The 14909-nt window shown below is 64.1% G+C and carries 14 protein-coding genes; 6 read left to right on the forward strand and 8 right to left on the reverse strand.

Going from position 1 to position 14909, the window contains the following annotated elements; translation table 11 throughout:
• Window positions 1-18 precede the first annotated feature (18 nt).
• Entirely contained in the window at window positions 19-3156 is a 3138-nt protein-coding gene (locus L1O02_RS05015) for a CusA/CzcA family heavy metal efflux RND transporter (RefSeq protein WP_235759644.1), read from the forward strand.
• 350 nt (window positions 3157-3506) lie between these two features.
• Here the strand turns inward: L1O02_RS05015 and L1O02_RS05020 are convergent, their stop codons facing one another.
• The 3 genes from L1O02_RS05020 to L1O02_RS05030 all read right to left on the reverse strand — a co-directional run bounded on the left by L1O02_RS05020 (window position 3507) and on the right by L1O02_RS05030 (window position 6034).
• Window positions 3507-3965: a transposase gene (locus L1O02_RS05020; protein WP_235759645.1), complete on the reverse strand. Its 459-nt coding sequence runs from the start codon at window positions 3963-3965 to the stop codon at window positions 3507-3509.
• A gap of 342 nt (window positions 3966-4307) precedes the next feature.
• On the reverse strand, window positions 4308-4529 hold the full coding sequence (locus tag L1O02_RS05025) for a hypothetical protein (RefSeq protein ID WP_235759646.1): 222 nt from the start codon (window positions 4527-4529) through the stop codon (window positions 4308-4310).
• Window positions 4530-4705: 176 nt separating this feature from the next.
• Window positions 4706-6034 carry an OprD family porin gene (locus L1O02_RS05030; RefSeq protein WP_235759647.1) on the reverse strand — a complete coding sequence of 443 codons (1329 nt, stop codon included), beginning with the start codon at window positions 6032-6034 and terminating at the stop codon, window positions 4706-4708.
• A 331-nt stretch (window positions 6035-6365) separates the two neighbouring features.
• Here L1O02_RS05030 and L1O02_RS05035 point away from each other — a divergent pair, with 331 nt between their 5' ends.
• On the forward strand, window positions 6366-6698 hold the full coding sequence (locus tag L1O02_RS05035) for a DUF2790 domain-containing protein (protein ID WP_060841085.1): 333 nt from the start codon (window positions 6366-6368) through the stop codon (window positions 6696-6698).
• Window positions 6699-6722: 24 nt separating this feature from the next.
• On the opposite strand, the gene L1O02_RS05040 is transcribed toward L1O02_RS05035, so the two are convergent.
• Entirely contained in the window at window positions 6723-7217 is a 495-nt protein-coding gene (locus tag L1O02_RS05040; RefSeq protein WP_060841084.1) for a RidA family protein, read from the reverse strand.
• Window positions 7218-7431: 214 nt separating this feature from the next.
• Here L1O02_RS05040 and L1O02_RS05045 point away from each other — a divergent pair, with 214 nt between their 5' ends.
• Window positions 7432-8748 carry a PAS domain-containing methyl-accepting chemotaxis protein gene (locus tag L1O02_RS05045; protein ID WP_060844635.1) on the forward strand — a complete coding sequence of 439 codons (1317 nt, stop codon included), beginning with the start codon at window positions 7432-7434 and terminating at the stop codon, window positions 8746-8748.
• A 184-nt stretch (window positions 8749-8932) separates the two neighbouring features.
• Window positions 8933-10249: a PAS domain-containing methyl-accepting chemotaxis protein gene (locus L1O02_RS05050; RefSeq protein WP_108545180.1), complete on the forward strand. Its 1317-nt coding sequence runs from the start codon at window positions 8933-8935 to the stop codon at window positions 10247-10249.
• Window positions 10250-10296: 47 nt separating this feature from the next.
• On the opposite strand, the gene L1O02_RS05055 is transcribed toward L1O02_RS05050, so the two are convergent.
• From L1O02_RS05055 to L1O02_RS05065, 3 genes are all read right to left on the reverse strand, one after another.
• Window positions 10297-10824 carry a GNAT family N-acetyltransferase gene (locus tag L1O02_RS05055; RefSeq protein WP_129406442.1) on the reverse strand — a complete coding sequence of 176 codons (528 nt, stop codon included), beginning with the start codon at window positions 10822-10824 and terminating at the stop codon, window positions 10297-10299.
• Window positions 10825-10881: 57 nt separating this feature from the next.
• A complete protein-coding gene (locus tag L1O02_RS05060; protein ID WP_047306094.1) occupies window positions 10882-11787 on the reverse strand; it encodes a LysR family transcriptional regulator in 906 nt (301 codons plus the stop codon).
• A 110-nt stretch (window positions 11788-11897) separates the two neighbouring features.
• Window positions 11898-12671 (reverse strand): SDR family oxidoreductase, encoded by a 774-nt coding sequence (locus L1O02_RS05065; RefSeq protein ID WP_060841080.1) that lies wholly within the window; start codon window positions 12669-12671, stop codon window positions 11898-11900.
• 163 nt (window positions 12672-12834) lie between these two features.
• On the opposite strand from L1O02_RS05065, the gene L1O02_RS05070 reads away from it, so the two are divergent.
• Window positions 12835-13440 carry a flavin reductase family protein gene (locus tag L1O02_RS05070; RefSeq protein ID WP_060841079.1) on the forward strand — a complete coding sequence of 202 codons (606 nt, stop codon included), beginning with the start codon at window positions 12835-12837 and terminating at the stop codon, window positions 13438-13440.
• Window positions 13441-13473: 33 nt separating this feature from the next.
• The gene (locus tag L1O02_RS05075) at window positions 13474-13980 is read left to right on the forward strand and encodes a YbaK/prolyl-tRNA synthetase associated domain-containing protein (protein WP_060841078.1); all 507 of its coding nucleotides are present in this window, start codon (window positions 13474-13476) and stop codon (window positions 13978-13980) included.
• Here the strand turns inward: L1O02_RS05075 and L1O02_RS05080 are convergent.
• A complete protein-coding gene (locus L1O02_RS05080; RefSeq protein ID WP_060841077.1) occupies window positions 13970-14854 on the reverse strand; it encodes a LysR family transcriptional regulator in 885 nt (294 codons plus the stop codon). The two genes, L1O02_RS05075 and L1O02_RS05080, sit on opposite strands and share 11 nt — an antisense overlap.
• Window positions 14855-14909 lie beyond the last annotated feature (55 nt).

Genomic DNA, 14909 nt, shown 5'->3' on the forward strand with positions numbered 1-14909 from the left:
AGCAGAGAGTGCTTTCCCATGTTTGAACGCATCATTCAATTTGCCATCGAGCAACGCATCATCGTTCTTCTGGCGGTGCTGCTGATGGCCGGCGTCGGCATCGCCAGCTACCAGAAACTGCCGATCGACGCGGTGCCCGACATCACCAACGTCCAGGTGCAGATCAACTCGGCGGCGCCGGGTTTTTCGCCCCTGGAAACCGAACAGCGCATCACCTTTCCCATCGAAACCGCCATGGCCGGCCTGCCGGGCTTGCAGCAGACCCGTTCGCTGTCGCGTTCGGGCCTGTCCCAGGTCACGGTGATCTTCAAGGACGGCACCGATCTGTTCTTCGCCCGGCAACTGGTCAACGAGCGGCTGCAGGTGGCTCGCGAGCAATTGCCTCAAGGCGTGGAGGCGGTGATGGGGCCGATCTCCACCGGCCTCGGGGAAATCTTCCTGTGGACCGTGGAAGCCGAGGACGGCGCGCGCAAGGAGGACGGCACGCCCTACACCCCCACCGACCTGCGGGTGATCCAGGACTGGATCATCAAGCCGCAGTTGCGCAACGTGCAGGGCGTGGCCGAGATCAACACCATCGGCGGCTTCGCCAAGGAGTACCAGATCGCCCCCGATCCCAAGCGCCTGGCGGCTTACCGGCTGACCCTGAATGATCTGGTGACGGCCCTGGAGCGCAACAACGCCAACGTCGGCGCCGGTTACATCGAGCGCAGCGGCGAGCAGTTGCTGATTCGCGCGCCGGGACAACTGGCGTCCATCGAGGACATCGCCAACATCGTCATCAGCAGCAGCGACGGCACGCCGATCCGCGTGCGCAACGTCGCCGACGTGCAGATCGGCCGCGAACTGCGCACCGGTGCCGCCACCGAAAACGGCCGCGAAGTGGTGCTGGGCACGGTGTTCATGCTGATCGGCGAGAACAGCCGCAGCGTGTCCCAGGCGGTGGCGAAAAAGCTCGAAGAGATCAACCGTTCGCTGCCCGCAGGGGTGGTGGCGGTCACGGTCTACGACCGCACCAACCTGGTGGAAAAAGCCATCGCCACGGTGAAGAAGAATCTCTTCGAAGGCGCGTTGCTGGTGATCGTGATTCTGTTCCTGTTCCTGGGCAATATTCGCGCGGCGTTGATCACCGCCCTGGTGATTCCACTGTCGATGCTGTTCACCTTCACCGGCATGTTCAGCAACAAGGTCAGCGCCAACCTGATGAGCCTCGGCGCCCTGGACTTCGGCATCATCGTCGACGGCGCGGTGGTGATCGTGGAGAACGCCATCCGCCGCCTGGCCCACGCCCAGCAGCACCACGGGCGCATGCTGACCCGCTCCGAGCGCCTGCACGAAGTCTTTGCCGCAGCCAAGGAAGCGCGGCGGGCGCTGATCTTCGGCCAACTGATCATCATGGTGGTGTACCTGCCGATCTTTGCCCTGACCGGGGTGGCCGGGAAGATGTTCCATCCCATGGCCTTCACCGTGGTCATGGCGTTGCTGGGGGCGATGATTCTCTCGGTGACCTTCGTCCCGGCGGCCATCGCGCTGTTCGTCACCGGCAAGGTCAAGGAAGAGGAAAACCTGCTGGTGCGCAGCGCCAAGCGGGGCTACGCGCCGGTGCTGGACTGGGTCATGGGCCATCGTGCGGCGACCTTCGCCCTGGCTGCGGCGATCCTGCTGGGCAGCGCTGTGCTGGCCAGTCGCATGGGCAGCGAATTCATCCCCAGCCTCAGCGAAGGCGACTTCGCCCAGCAGGCCCTGCGGGTGCCCGGCACCAGCCTCACGCAATCGGTGGACATGCAGCAGCGCCTGGAGAAGACCCTGCTGGCGCAAGTGCCGGAGATCGAGCGGGTGTTTGCCCGCACCGGCACCGCGGAGATCGCCTCGGACCCGATGCCGCCGAATATTTCCGACAGCTACGTGATGCTCAAGCCCAAGGCCCAGTGGCCCGATCCGGGCAAGTCCCGCGAGGCCCTGATCGCCGATATCCAGCGCGCCAGCGCTCGGGTGCCGGGCAGTGCCTACGAGCTGTCGCAGCCGATCCAGTTGCGCTTCAACGAGCTGATTTCCGGGGTGCGCAGCGATGTTGCGGTCAAGGTGTTCGGCGACGACATGAACGTGCTGAACAAGACCGCCAATGACATCGCCGCGGCGTTGCAAGGCTTGTCCGGCGCCTCGGAAGTCAAGGTTGAACAGACCTCGGGGTTGCCGGTGCTGACCATCAATATCGACCGCGACAAGGCCGCACGTTTCGGCCTGAACGTGGGCGATGTGCAAGACACCATCGCGGTGGCGGTGGGCGGGCGTCAGGCCGGCACCCTGTACGAAGGCGACCGGCGTTTCGACATGGTGGTGCGTCTGTCCGATCAACTGCGTACCGACATCGATGGCCTGTCGCGGCTGCTGATCCCGATACCGGCGAGCGCGGGCACGGGCAACGGGCAGATCGGGTTCATTGCCCTGTCGGAAGTGGCCAGCCTCGATCTGGTCCTGGGGCCCAATCAGGTCAGCCGCGAGAACGGCAAGCGCCTGGTGATCGTCAGCGCCAACGTTCGCGGCCGCGACATCGGTTCATTCGTCGAGGAAGCCACGGCCTTGATTGCCGGCAAGGTCAAGGTGCCCGCGGGATACTGGACCACCTGGGGCGGCCAGTTCGAGCAGTTGCAGGAGGCTTCCCAGCGCCTGCAAGTGGTGGTGCCGGTGGCGCTGCTGCTGGTGTTCGGCCTGTTGTTCATGATGTTCAACAACCTCAAGGATGGCCTGCTGGTGTTCACCGGCATTCCCTTCGCCCTGACCGGCGGGATCATGGCCCTGTGGCTGCGGGACATTCCGCTGTCGATCTCGGCGGGAGTCGGATTCATCGCCCTGTCCGGTGTCGCGGTGCTCAACGGCCTGGTGATGATCGCTTTTATCCGCAACCTGCGGGAGGAAGGCCGTTCGTTGTCCGTGGCGATTCATGAAGGCGCGCTGACCCGCCTGCGCCCGGTGCTGATGACCGCGCTGGTGGCGTCCCTGGGGTTCATCCCCATGGCCCTGGCCACCGGCACCGGCGCCGAAGTGCAGCGACCCCTGGCCACCGTGGTGATTGGCGGCATCCTGTCGTCCACCATCCTCACCTTGCTGGTCTTGCCGGCGCTGTACCAATGGGCGCACCGCAGGGAAGAGGACTGATCGCGCGCTGCTTCTGGTAGCCGCTGCCGCAGGCTGCGAACGGACTGGGCGGCACTCCGTCGAAGGGCGCGGGGCTCTTGAGGCTGCTGTGGGTTTGGCGGGAGATTGTCAGGCAAGGTCCTGCGGACCTTTGCGCAGCTTCGCTGTGGCTCAGCAGCGGCTACAGGGGCGGTGGCGATCGGGGGGTTGTGTAGCCGCTGCCGCAGGCTACGAACGGGCTGGGCGGTACTCCGTCGAAGGGCGCGGGGCTCTTGAGGCTGCTGTGGGGTCGGCGGGAGATTGTCAGGCAAGGTCCGCAGGACCTTTGCGCAGCTTCGCCTTGGCTCAGCAGCGGCTACAGGGTGTGTGGGTTAGAGCCAGGCGGCATCCCAGAGGGGGTAGTCGCCTACGCGCTCGACCAACCCTGCGCGAACCGGGTTGTAGATGATGTAGCGGGCAAGCGCCTTGAGGTCTGCTTCGCGACGGATGGCCTGTTCGTAATACCCTTTTTGCCACAGCCGACCGCGTCGGTTCAGGCGTTGGTTGATGGTGCGTCCGCTACGGGATTTGAGCCGGCACAGGGCTTCTTCCAGCGAGCATTTCTGCAGTTGGAACAACCAGTGAATGTGATCAGGCATGACCACCCAGGCCAGTGAATGGGTAAGGCCCGCTTCGTGCTGTTCCCGCAGTTGGTCGACCACCAGCCGCCCCAGGCGAAAGTCGCTGAACACCCGGCACCGTTGTTCGGTCACGGCGGTCACGCTGTAGATCCTGCCGATCTGCGAGCGCCGCCCCTTGAACAGGCGATAACCATTGGATCGGAATTGCATTACCCGGCTCTCCCTGTGCTGGAATGATCCCTTCACGCTAGTCCCGGCTCGGCCTGTTAACAGATGTATCCCGTTAACACTTATGTCTCTCCTGCATCCCTGTAGCCGCTGCTGAGCCAAGGCGAAGCTGCGCCAAGGTCCGCAGGACCTTCAGCGATCCTCACAAGCAGCGCCTGCTTCGCGGTCGTTCGCCGCCTGCGGCAGCGGCTACAGGTGCCAGTCCTGCGGCAATTCCTGGGCAAAAAAAAGCGCCCCATGCGGGACGCTAAAAATTCATCTCTTTCCAAAGGAGCATCAGAAAAAACGCTTCAAGAGATGAATGTGCTCTGTGGGCAACGGCGCTCAGATGTCTTGTGCGGCCGCGTTGGACGATGACGCATCACCGGGGGCTTTGCCGGTGCCGTCGGTGCTGGCGGTTTCCTGGTTGGCATCGCCGTGAATCTGTTCCTGGCTGGCCAGGAAACCTTCACGAACCTGTTGCGGGCGTTCGCCGCCGTCGGCCGCCAGGGCGGTGAGGCTGGTGCTGGCCAGAAGGCCGATCAACAACAATTGGGTTGGGCGCATGGATGGACTCCTGACAAGCTCTCGAGCCGGGGAAAGTCCGGCGGATTTGAGTGTGTCCGGGAGTATAGGGAGGCCAACCTAACGAGAAGGTGAGGCCGATATTACAGTTCTGAAAGGCGCGAGTCTGTGAAGAAGTTTTAACACCGGGCAGGCCGCAACCTGCCCGGCCAGACGCTTTAGAGCAGGGCCAGCGGGTACTCGACGATCAGCCGGAATTCCTCCAGGTCGGATTCGAACTGGCTGGAGCGGATGGTCGCCTGGCGGATGCGCAGGGACAGGTCCTTGAGCGTGCCGTCCTGGAACACGTACTTGGCTTCGATGTCCCGTTCCCAGCGACGTTGATCGGTCAGCGGATCACCCGCCGCGTCGCGGCGCATGTACACCGCGTTGGCGTGGCTGTAGTCGGCGTCGCGGCCTCGGGCGTAGCGGGTCATGAAGGACAGCCCGGGAATGCCGAAGGTCTGCATGTCGAGGTCGTAGCGGACCATCCACGAGCGTTCCTTGGGCGAGTTGAAGTCGCTGTACTGGATCGAGTTGTCGAGAAAGATCGAGTCCGACTGGCGCAGGTAGTCGAAGTCGTCATTGCCGTTGTTGCGCTGGTGCGACAGGGCCAGGGTGTGGGCGCCGTAGGTGGCGCCGACCTTGGCGCTCCAGATGTTGTTGTCGAACTCGCCCAGCAGTTTCTTGCCCTCGTCCACGGCCTTGTAATAGTTGAAGCCGCTGAACAGGGTCAGGTCGTCGGACACCGGGTAGTTCAGCGCCGTGCCGAAGTAGTACTGATCCCAGGCGTCTTTCAAGCGGCTGCTGTAGAGGCTGATACTGAGGTTGGGATTGAGCTTGTAGTCGCCACCGAAGTAGCCGACCCAGGGCGAGTCGACCTTGCCGGCGTAGAAGGTGGCGAAGCCGTCGCGCATGCCGCTGCTGTCGGGCTGGCTCATGGCGTGCAGGCGCCCGCCCTGCAGGTTGAGGCCGTCGAGGCTGGTGTTTTCCAGGGTCATCCCGCGAAAGCTTTCCGGCAGCAGGCGCGAGTCGCCGTAGTGCACCACCGGGGTCTTGGGGAACACGTCGCCGACTTTCAGCACGGTGTCCAGGGCCCGCAGTTTCACCGCACCGCCGGCCTTGCCGTAGCCGTCGGCGGGCTCGTTGTCGTGGTTCACCGGCAGCATGCCGAAGGAGCCACGGCCGCCGCTGCGCCCGCTGCCGGAGTCGAGCTTGAGGCCATACATGGCGAAGGCGTCGATACCGAAGCCGACCGTGCCCTGGGTGAAACCGGATTCGAACTGGCCGATCAGGCCCTGGGCCCAGGCTTCGGAATAACCGTTGCCGGTGGGGCTGGACTGGCCTTTGCGATCGTCGCGGTTGAAGTAGTAATTGCGCAGCAGCAAGTCGAGGCGGCTGCCTTCGACAAAGCCTTCGGGGCGTTCCTCGGCGGCCACGGCGGCCACGGGACAAAGCCCCAGAACCGCGGCGAGCACGGACAGGGACAAGGGGGGATTGATACGCATGGGGTCGCTCCTGAGTGTTGGCAGCTATCAACTTTTATATCGCCAGAGGCGTTCTTATTGGGCTCGACCAACAGGCGTGGTTACGCCCTGAAAGTCGCCGTCGATAGTTGCAAACGGCAGATAACGGCGCGGTGACCCGCTGATTACAATTGTGCAAGAAAGGCTCGTGGACAGGCGTCGGCGGCGGCCCTGAAACCCCGATGAACCGGGGGTTCGATGGCGCACCGGGGCCGCGCGGGCAGGTGCATTACAGATAAGTAATGTGCCCGCGATCATCCTGAAAGGGTCGGTTGCTTATCCTCGTCGCTGTCAACTGGACGAGGAAACTGTCATGAAAGCTGTCAACCTGAGTATCGCCGCGCTGCTGTTGTCCCTCTCATCCCTGGCCCTGGCCGAAGGCGGTGGCGACCGCACCTTTGCCCGGGCCATGGTGGAGAACCAGAAGGCCATGGAGCGCTATGCGGCGAGTCAGGGCAAGCCGGCGCCGGTGGTGCAGAACTACCGCTACGGCATGGATCTGGATATCGCCAGGGTGGTCAGCGTCACCCCACCGATCAAGTCCTGCAACGTGGTGCCTTCGCGCATGACCTACGAAGACTCCGCCGGCCAGCTCAAGACCATCGAGTATCAGGTCATGGGTCAGTGCCGCAACAACGGCAGCTGATCCATGGGCGGGCTGGCGCGGCCTTCAGTCGTTGCCGGGTTCGGGGTGCAGGGCGACGATCATGTCGACTTCCACCGAGGCATTTTTCGGCAATTGATAGACCCCCACCGATGTGCGGGTGTGCACCCCGGCGTCGGCGAAGATTGAATAGAGCACCTCCGAGGCGCCGTCCGCCACCTCGCTCTGCTGGGTGAAGTCCGCCGCGCTCTGCACGTAGACGTTGATCCGCAGGATGCGCCGGATCCGTTGCAGGTCGCCGAGCATCTGCTTGAGGACCGCCAGGGCCCGCAGGGTACAGATCTGTGCCCCGTGGCGGGCCTGCTCCAGGCTGGTTTCGGCGCCCACCCGGCCGACCACCATCACCTGGTCGTCGATACGCGGGATCTGTCCGCTGACGTACACCTCATCGCCATTGCGCACCGCCGGCACATAGTTGCCGCCAATGCGCATCTCGCCCTCGAAACTGTGTCCGACTCGTGCAGCCTCTTGCTGAAAAAGCGCCTTGCGTGATGCGTCCATAGTCCAACTCCGTCGATCGCCTGGGATTTCCCGATGCCGACTATACGCGCTCCAGGGCGCCGGTAAATCCTCGCTCAAAGTCCCGCAGGCAGGGGCTTTGCCCGCGCTTGAATTATTTTTGTCGGACAAGCCCGGGCTGCTATTAAGAAAAGACTTTCAGGGCCGATGTTAGGCCCACAGCAGCCTATTTTTTATGTCCTCCCGGTGCCTCCCCATGTTCAATAAACGCTTGAAGCAAGAGCTGGCGGCTCTTCGTGAAGAACTCTCGAGCCTTCAGCAAGTGAAGGAAAGTCTTGAAAGCGAGATGCTCGTGATCAATTTGAGCGCCGATGGACGGATTCAATCGGTCAACCACAACTTCGCCCAGGAAATGCTCTACAAGAGCGGCGACCTGCTGGGGCGGTCCCTGGAAGACATCGTTCCGGCCCACGTCAAGCACGACGAATTTCACCAGCGCTTCAAGGCGACCCTGGCCCGGGGCGAGCACTTTGCCGGGGCGGTGCGCCTGCTGCGGGGCAACGGCGAGGAGGCCTGGCTGCGCTCGATCTCCCAGCCGGTCCACGACTCCGAGGGGCGGATCAAGTACTTCGCGATCTTCTCCAGCGACCTGACCCGCACCATCGAGGCTTCCCGGGAGCACGAGAACCTGATCGGCGCCCTGATGCGCTCCACCGCACTGATCGAGTTCGACCTCAATGGCCATGTGCTGACGGCCAATGAGCGCTTTCTCTCCGGCATGGGCTACAGCCTGGCGCAGATCAAGGGCAAGCATCACCGCATGTTCTGTGAGCCCGAGGAGTACAACAGCGCGGCCTACCAGGCGTTCTGGAAACGCCTGAATGCCGGGGAATTCATCGCCGACCGTTTCAAGCGCATCGATGCCCATGGCCGGACAGTCTGGCTGGAGGCGTCCTACAACCCGGTGCTGGACGCCAACAACAAGCTCTACAAGATTGTGAAGTTCGCCACCGTGATCACCGACCAGGTGAATCAGGAACTGGCGGTGGCCGAAGCGGCCAACATTGCCTACAGCACTTCGTTGCAGACCGACAACAGTGCCCAGCGCGGCACCACCGTGGTCACCGAGGCGGTGAACGTGATGCGCGATCTGGCCAAGCACATGCAGGACGCCGGCGAGGGCATCGGCGCCCTGAACGAGCAGTCCCTGGTGATCGGCAGCATCGTCAAGACCATCAGCGGGATTGCCGAGCAGACCAACCTGTTGGCCCTCAACGCGGCGATCGAGGCGGCCCGGGCCGGTGAGCAGGGGCGCGGTTTCGCCGTGGTCGCCGACGAGGTCCGGCAACTGGCTTCGCGTACCAGCAAGGCCACCGAGGAAATCGTCGGCGTGGTCCGGCAGAACCAGGACATGGCCCGTGACGCCGTGGAACTGATGGCCGAAGGCAAGCTGCAGGCCGAGCAGGGCCTGGCCCTGGCGGCGGAGGCCGGCACGGTGATCGTCGAGATCCAGGACGGCGCGCAGAAGGTGGTGAGCGCGGTGGGGCAGTTCGCCAATCAACTGTCCAGCTGAGCCTGGGGCCCCGGTGACGGGGCCCGCTCACCGGGACGGTATGGCTCGGCAGCAGGAATTCTGAGGAGCTTTCCTAGAGAGTCTTAGGAAAATTCTGAAAGGGCGGGCAGGGCGTGGAGAAAGGTCAGCCAGCGCCGATGGCAAGAGGGATCGTTGTATTCACTCTTAGTCTGTCGGTGTATCCATGTTCAATAAACGTCTGAAACAACAGCTTGCCTCACTGAGCGACGAGCTGAGCGCTCTGCAGCAATTCAAGGCCTGCCTGGAAACCCAGGTGCTCAGCATCGAACTGGACAGCGAGGGGGTGATCCGTCGGGTCAACCAGAACTTCACGCGGACCCTGGGCCTGGATGGCCAACAGCTCTGCGGGCAACCCCTGGAGCAGATAGTGTCGAGCCATGCGCAGGCGGTGCAGCTGTATCGCTCTCTCAGGGCAGCCCTGGGACGCAACGAAGGCTACATCGGCCAACTGCGCTTGCAACGTGGCGACGGCCGCGATGCCTGGTTGCATACCTGTGTCCAGCCGATCCACGACCAGGCCGGGCATCTCGACCACTTCTCGCTGATCTGCACCGACCAGAGCGCCGCGGTGCAAAGCGCCTGCGAGCATGAAAACCTGATGGCGGCGTTGCTGCGCTCCACCGCGGTGATCGAGTTCGACCTGCAAGGCCGGGTGTTGACTGCCAACCCGCGGTTTCTGGCGTGCATGGGTTACCGCCTCGATGAAGTTCAGGGGCAGAACCACCGTCTGTTCTGTGATCCCGAGGAGTATGAGGGGCCGTCGTATCAGGCGTTCTGGGCGCGCTTGAACGCCGGTGAATATGTCGCCGACCGCTTCAAGCGAATCGACAGCCAGGGCCGGGTGGTGTGGCTCGACGCCTCTTACAACCCGGTGCTGGATGCCAACGGCCAGCTGTACAAGGTGGTGAAGTTCGCCACCGTGATCACCGAGCAGGTGAACCAGGAACGCTCGGTGGCCGAGGCCGCCGACATCGCCTACAGCATCTCCCGGCAAACCGATACCAGTGCCCAGCGCGGCTCGGCGGTGGTCACCGAGACCCTGGACGTGATGCGTGACCTGGCCAAGTGCATGCAAGAGGCCGGTGACGGTATCGAAGCCCTGAACGAGCAGTCCCTGGTGATTGGCAGCATCGTCAAGACCATCAGCGGGATTGCCGAGCAGACCAACCTGCTGGCCCTCAACGCGGCGATCGAGGCGGCCCGGGCCGGTGAGCAGGGGCGCGGCTTCGCCGTGGTCGCCGACGAGGTCCGGCAACTGGCCTCGCGTACCAGCAACGCCACCGACGAGATCGTCGGCGTGGTCCGGCACAACCAGGACATGGCCCGCTCGGCGGTGGAGCTGATGGCCGAAGGTCGGCAGCAGGCCGAACAGGGCCTGACCCTGGCGGCGGAGGCCGGCACGGTGATCGTCGAGATCCAGGACGGTGCGCAGAAAGTGGTGGACGCGGTGGGGCAGTTCGCCAGTCAGCTGTCCACCTGAGTGGCGTGCCGCAGGTTCAGGCTCCGCGCCCGTGGGCGCGGACCGGCTCAGCGCGGCAAGGGGGCGTGGCACTCGTAGTGCAAGCGGTCGAACCACTGTCCGTGCAGCAGGAAGCTGCGGCGTGAATGGCCGTAGCAGGAGAATCCGGACGTCTCCAGGACCCTGACCGAGCCGAGGTTTTCCGGGCGGGCGTTGGCTTCGATGCGGCTCAACTGCAATTCGCCGAAGGCCCGTTGCAGCACCTGCGCCACCGCCGCCCGGGCGATACCCCGGCCGTTGAATTTGGCGCCCACGCGATAGCCCAGCTCGGCGCAATTGAAGTAGGGGCGCTGCACCCGGTGCAGGTTGATGCGCCCCACCAGTTGTGAATCCTGTCGAATCAGAAACTGATAGCCGCGATCCGCGGCAGCGTCCTGTTGGGCCTGGGCGATGGCCTCGGCGACCCCTTCGGCGCAGTAGAACGCTGCCGGGCGGGCGTTGATCGAGGCTTCGAAAAAGGCGCGGTTTTCTTGTTCAAACGCCAGCAGTTCCTGCCAGTCGTCCAGTTGTGGTGCACACAGGTGCAGGTGGCTCATGGTCCGGGGATCTCAATCCGTTGAAGGCGCCTTCATCTCACGATTGCCTTGTGCGCATCAAGCCTGCAGATGCGGATCGATCAATTCGGCGAACCATTCGATGAACACGTTCAGCCGGCGCGAACGGTGGCGACGGTCGGGGTACAGCGCGCAGATGTCCATCGGCGCCACCGGCAACTGCTGGAGCACCTGCACCAGCTCGCCGCGATCGAGCAGGTGCTGCACGTCGAAACGCGGCACCTGGATCAGCCCCAGGCCCTGGCGACAGCAGGCGATGTAGTTCTCGACGTTGTTGACGATCACCCGGCTGGGCAGCCCCAGAAGGTGCTCGCGACCTTGCAGCAGGTACTCCCAGGGCTGTTCGCGACCGGTGTCCGGGGAGGCGTAACCGATCATCCATTGGCCGTTCTGCAAGTCCTGGGGGGTGTGGGGCTCGCCGTGTTCGGCGAGGTAGGCGGGGCTGGCGCAATTGATCATGGCCAGTTGCCCCAGGGGGCGGGCGATCAGGCTGCTGTCCGCCAGGCTGCCGACGCGGATCGCGCAGTCGATGCCTTCCTGGACCAGATCGATGCTGCGATCGCTGGCGCCCAGGGCCAGTTGCAGGTCGGGGTACTGCGTCAGCCACTGGGGCAGGGCGGGCACGATCAGGCGCCGGGCGATGCGGCTGGGCACGTCGATATTCAAGCGCCCGCTGACATCCACCAGGCGATGGTGGAACAGCTGGTTGAGCTCCGAGGCATCCGCCAGCAGGCGTCGTGCCCGCTCCAGGAGGATGGTGCCATCGGCGGTCAACTGCACCTGGCGGGTGGTTCGGTGCAGCAGCCGGGTGCCGAGGCCGTTCTCCAGTTGCTGCACAGCGGAAGAGACAGTGGCCCGTGGCAGTTCCAGGGCATGGGCGGCCTTGATGAAACTGCCCATGTCGGCCACCTGGATGAACACGCGGTATTGCTCAAGCTTATCCATCGTATGAACGATCCTGGTTCGGGGGACGCCTGACGGCGGTGGAACGCTGCATCGTCCGAGGCGATCGATGCAGCGTCCCGGCAGGCCAATTTACCCCTTGGGCGCCAGGATTACTTGGTGGTGTAGCCGCCGTTGATCAGTAAGGTCTGGCCGGTGATCCACCAGCCCTCGGTCACCAGATGGCGAATGAACGGCACCACGTCCTCGATATCGGTGAGCCCGGTCTTGCTCGACGGCGACAGGGCCGCGGCGCTCTTGTGGTAGGCCACGGCGTCGGCGCCTTCGGCAGGGTAGAAGAACGGCGTGTCCATGGGGCCCGGTCCCACCGCGGTCACTGATATGCCCCGGGCGCCGAACTCCTTGGCCGCGGCCCGGGTGAAGTGTTCCACCGGTGCCTTGGAGCCGCCGTAGGCGGCATAGAACGGGGTGAAGGCCCCCAGCAGCGACGTCACCAGGGTCACCAGCTTGCCGTTGTCCTCCAGGTGCTTGCCGGCTTCCTTGATGAAGAAGAACGCGCTCTTGGCATTGACCGCGAACATCTGGTCGTACTCGTCTTCGCTGATTTCGATGATGGGTTTCTTCAGCACCTTGCCCACGGTGTTGATGGCGATGTCGATCTTGCCGAAGCGTGCCTTGACCTCGCTGAACAGACGCTCCACTGCACCGGCGCGGGTGAGGTCGGCCTGCCAGGCGTGGGCGTCGACCCCCAGGGCCCCGAGCGCCTCCAGGGTGCTCTGGGCATCGGCCTGACTGGCATCGCTGTTGTAGTGCACGGCCACGGCCCTGGCACCGTGGCTGGCCAGATCCCGGGCAAGCAGGCCACCGAGGTTTTTCACCCCGCCGGCGATCAGCACGACTTTGTTGTTCAGGGAATGATCGGCCATGGCATGGCTCCTTTGACGATTGCGGTGAAGGCTGAGTCTAGTGGCTGCCATGGGATTGATAAGCCGTCGACGCCTGGACGGACTGTCCAGAAAAACCACCCAATTCCTGTGGCTGCACAGGTGGCGGATAGGTCTACAATCGGACTTTTTTCAGGAGCCTGCCATGCCTGCATTTCGTCATCCGGTGCCATTGGAAAAAGCCTATCGCCTGCTCAATCACGGTCCGACCGTGCTGGTCAGCGCCGCCCACGGCGGGCAGCGCAATATCATGGCGGCGGCCTGGGCCATGCCCCTGGATTTCGAGCCGCCGAAAGTCGCCGTGGTGCTCGACAAGTCCACCTGGACCCGGCAACTGCTGGAAGCCTCGGGCACCTTTGTCCTCAACGTACCCTGCGCCGCCCAGGTGGACATTGTGCAGACCCTGGGCAACAGCTCCGGGCTGGAGCTGCAGCAGGCCGGCAGCGACAAGTTCGCCGCCTATGGCTTGTCCACCTTCACCGGTCAGGCCCTGGAGGCGCCCCTGCTGGAAGGCTGCGTGGCCTGGCTGGAATGCCGGCTTTTGCCCGAGCCGCACAATCACCAGCAGTACGACCTGTTCCTCGGGGAAGTGATCGCCGCTCAGGCCGATACCCGGGTGTTCAGCCAAGGGCGCTGGCACTTCGACGGCCAGGATCGGCTGCGCACCCTGCACCATGTGGCGGGCGGGCATTTCCTGACCATCGGCGGCGCGCTCGACGGTCGTCAACTGCCCCAGTCCGGCGACGCCTGAGGCGAGCCGCCGCCACTTTTTCAAGGATTGAACATGCACGAAGTTTTCCAGCGTCTGGTGAACCTGATGGACAGCCATCAGGCCCGTTATCGGGTGATCCTGCACCCGGCCGAAGGGCAGTCGGCGCGGGTCGCCGAGATCCGTGGCACCGAGCCGGGCCAGGGGGCCAAGGCCATGCTGTGCAGCCTCAAGGGCACGAGCGATGTGTATGGGCTGGTGATTCTCTCCGGCGACCAGAAGCTCGACATGAAGAAGGTCGGTGCGGCACTGGGGGGCAAGAAGGCCCAGCTGGTCCCGGCGGAGCTGGCCAGGGAACTGACCGGTTGCGTGATCGGCGCCATTCCTCCGCTGAGTTTCGATCCGCGCATTGCCCTGATCGTCGACCCGCCACTGATCGAGCGCTACGCCGAAATCGCCTTCAATGCCGGACGCCTGGATGCCTCCATGGTTCTTGATACCCAGGACTACCTGAGGATCGCCCGGCCGCTGCTGCTGAGCGTGACCCAGGAGACCGAGGGCGTGCAGGTTCCTACCAGCTGACCCGGCCCAGGGCGTCGGCAAAGGCGGTGAGCTTCGGCGAACACTGGCGCGAAGGGGGATACACCAGCGACAGCTGCCGACTGCGCCCGGCCTGCGCGTGCAGCACCGGCAACAGCAGGCCCGCATCCAGGGCATCGCGCACGGCGAACTCCATCAACTGGGCAATGCCGAACCCACCGAGCACCGCATCCACCAGGGCATCGCCGATGTCGAAGATCAGCCGCCCCTGCACCGCCAGGTCCAGGGGCTTGCCCTGGTCCATGAACTGCCAGTCCACCAGCCGGCCGCTGCGCAGATTGCGCACCGTCAGGCAGTTGTGCTGTTGCAGGTCCGCCAGCTGCCGCGGCGTGCCGTGGCGTTCCAGGTAGGCCGGTGCCGCCACGGTGACCCAGCGCAGGGGCGCCAGGGGCCGGGCGATCAGGCGCTGATCCTGGATCAGCCCGGTGCGCAGCACCGCGTCAAACCCTTCGTCGATGAGGTCCACCACCCGGTCGGTCATCACCGCCTCGATGCTCAGTTCGGGATGCTGGGCCGTCAGCTCGCCAATCACCGGCATCACCACCTTGCGCCCGAACAGCGACGGCGTGCTGATCTTCAACATCCCGCTGGGCGAGTCGCGGCGGTCCAGCAGCAGGTGCTCGGCATGGGCCAGCTCCGCCAGTAACGGCGCTGCCCGCTCTACCAGCATCTGCCCGTCCGGGGTCAGGCTGACACTGCGGGTGTTGCGTTGCAGCAGGCGCACGCCGAGCTGTTGCTCCAGGCGCGATATGGCACGGGACAGGCCGGACTGGGTCAGCCCCAGGTCACCGGCGGCGCGGGTAAAGCTGCGGGTTTCGGCGACCCGGACCAACAGCCGAAGGGCGTTCAGATCCATGATTAAAGTCATTACTGAAAGAGTGAGGGGTGTATTTATCATTTAATGCGCATCG

Origin of the sequence: Pseudomonas sp. BC42, from assembly GCF_021560055.1 — a bacterium.
Taxonomy (GTDB): domain Bacteria; phylum Pseudomonadota; class Gammaproteobacteria; order Pseudomonadales; family Pseudomonadaceae; genus Aquipseudomonas.